Below are 2,580 nucleotides of genomic sequence, written 5' to 3'. Positions count from 1 at the left end.
GGGGAAGGGGAAGCCGGTGAAGCGGTATGCACTGACGGTGATGGGGACGACGGACCTGCACGGCCATGTCTTCAACTGGGACTACTTCAAGGACGCGGAGTACGAGGACGGGGCGGGCAACGCGCAGGGGCTGGCGCGGGTGTCGACGCTGGTGGAGCAGGTCCGCAGGGAAAAGGGCCGGCACCACACGATGCTGCTGGACGCGGGGGACACGATCCAGGGCACGCCGTTGACGTACTACTACGCGAAGGTGGATCCGATCACCGCGAAGGGCGGTCCGGTTCATCCGATGGCGCGGGCGATGAACGCGATCGGGTACGACGCGGTGGCGCTGGGCAATCATGAGTTCAACTATGGGATCGAGACGCTGCGGAAGTTCGAGGAGCAGTGCCGTTTCCCGTTGTTGGGTGCGAACGCGCTGGACGCGAAGACGTTGAAGCCGGCGTTCCCGCCGTATTTCATCAAGGAGTTCCGGGTGAAGGGCGCTCCGCCGGTGCGGGTGGCGGTGCTGGGGTTGACGAATCCGGGGATCGCGATCTGGGACAAGGCGCATGTGCAGGGGAAGCTGACGTTCCCGGGGCTCGAGGAGCAGGCGGCGAAGTGGGTGCCGAAGCTGCGGTCGATGGGTGCGGACGTGGTGGTGGTGTCGGCGCATTCGGGGTCGTCGGGGACGTCGTCGTACGGGGATCAGTTGCCGTATGTGGAGAACGCGGCGGCGAATGTGGCGCGGCTGGTGCCGGGGATCGACGCGATTCTGGTCGGGCACGCGCATGCGGAGATCGAGGAGTTGCGGGTCGTCAATGAGGAGACGGGCCGGGAGGTCGTGCTGTCGGAGCCGCTGTGTTATGCGGAGCGGTTGACGTTGTTCGACTTCGGACTCGTTCTGGAGCGGGGCCGGTGGCGGGTGGAGTCGGTGGGGGCGTCGTTGCGGGATGCGGCGACGGTGGAGGACGATCCGCGGATCACGCGTCTGTTGTCGGACGAGCATGCGGAGGTGGTGGCGTACGTCCATCAGGTGGTGGGTTCGGCGACGGTGGCGTTGACGACGGTGGAGGCGCGTTACAAGGACGCGCCGATCATCGATCTGATCACCAAGGTGCAGGAGGACGTGGTGCGGGCCGCGTTGGCGGGTTCGGAGTATGCGTCGCTGCCGGTGTTGTCGCAGGGGTCGCCGTTCTCGCGGACGTCGGAGATTCCGGCGGGTGAGGTGACGATCCGGGATCTGTCGGGTCTGTATGTGTATGACAACACGCTGGTGGCGAAGGTGATGACGGGTGCGCAGGTGCGGGCGTACCTGGAGTATTCGGCGGGGTATTTCGTGCGGACGGCGGTGGGTGCGCCGGTGGATGTGGCGGCGTTGACGAACGCGGGTGGGCGGCCGGACTACAACTACGACTATGTGTCGGGGTTGCGGTACGACATTGATGTCGCGCAGCCGGTGGGGTCGCGGATCCGGAATGTGACCGTCGGGGGTGCTCCGTTGGATGACGCGCAGGAGTTCGTGTTCGCGGTGAACAATTACCGGGCGAACGGGGGCGGCGCGTTTCCGCATGTGGCGTCGGCGAAGGAGGTGTGGTCGGAGTCGACGGAGATCCGTACCCGGATCGCGGAGTGGGTGACGGCGAGGGGTGTGCTGGATCCGGCGCAGTTCGCGTCGGTGGACTGGCGGCTGACGCGGGAGGGTGTGCCGGTGTTCTGAGGGGCTGTGCGGGAGGGTGTGCCGGTGGTGTGAGGGCCGGTGTTCCTGGTGGTCGCCCGGGGTGGCGGAGGTCGTCTTGACGTGTTGCCGGGGGTGCCGCGTGGTGGTGCGGCGCCCCCGGTCGCGTGGTGTGTCTGCCGGTTTACGCCTGCTGCTGTATGCGGAGTGCGCGGGCCAGGTCGTCGAGCTGGTCGACGAGTTTGCGGCGCAGGGCGGGGGTCGGGTCGGCCTTGCGGAGGCATTTCTGGCCGAGGCGGAGGGTTTCGGGGGCGACGGCGTGGACGGGGAAGGCCCAGTGGCCGGCGGCTTCGGCGATGGCGGGGCCGCGGCGGGCGGCGAGGGCGACGGCGTCCTTGTGGTAGCGGGCGACGTAGGGGTGTACGAGGTCGGCCTGTTCGGGTTGCCAGAAGCCTTGGGCGGTGGCGGTGAACAGGTAGTTGGACAGGTTGTCGGTGTGGAACAGGGCGTTCCAGGCGCGGGCTTTGGCGTCTTCGTGGGGCAGGGCGGCGCGGCAGCGGGCGGCGCCTTCCTGGCCGGTGGCGCTGGGGTCGTCGGCGAGTTCCGCGGCGATGGCGGCTTCGTCGGTGGCGTCGAGGACGGCGAGGCGGGTGAGGATGCGCCAGCGCAGCTCGGGGTCGAGTTCGGGGCCGCCGGGGACGGTGCCGTCGGTGAGCCAGGCGGCGATGGTGTCGGGGTGGGCGGCGGTGTCGATGCGGTGGCGTACGGCGATGAGGCGCAGGCCGGGGTGGTCGCCGTCCTCGGTGCGGCGGATGAGGTCGCGGCACAGGTCGGTGAGGGTGGCGAGGGCGGCGGGCCGCCCGTCGGGGGTGACGTAGCGGTCGGCGACGTGGGTGGTGGCGAAGGCGAGGACGCCCCCGACG

The 2,580-nt window shown here is 69.0% G+C and carries 2 protein-coding genes; one reads left to right on the top strand and one right to left on the bottom strand.

Annotation, left to right across the window (positions count from 1 at the left end):
• Positions 1–1,699: bifunctional metallophosphatase/5'-nucleotidase (locus AOK11_RS32955; protein WP_055597342.1), on the top strand; the 1,699-nt coding region annotated here is incomplete at its 5' end.
• A 142-nt stretch (positions 1,700–1,841) separates the two neighbouring features.
• On the opposite strand, the gene AOK11_RS32950 is transcribed toward AOK11_RS32955, so the two are convergent.
• Positions 1,842–2,580 (bottom strand): ERAP1-like C-terminal domain-containing protein (locus AOK11_RS32950; protein WP_206188975.1); only part of this gene is annotated, 739 nt, incomplete at its 5' end.

This window comes from Streptomyces hirsutus (genome assembly GCF_001418415.1).
GTDB classification, from domain to species: Bacteria; Actinomycetota; Actinomycetes; order Streptomycetales; family Streptomycetaceae; genus Streptomyces; species Streptomyces hirsutus.
This window is presented reverse-complemented; position numbering and strand designations above follow the sequence as displayed.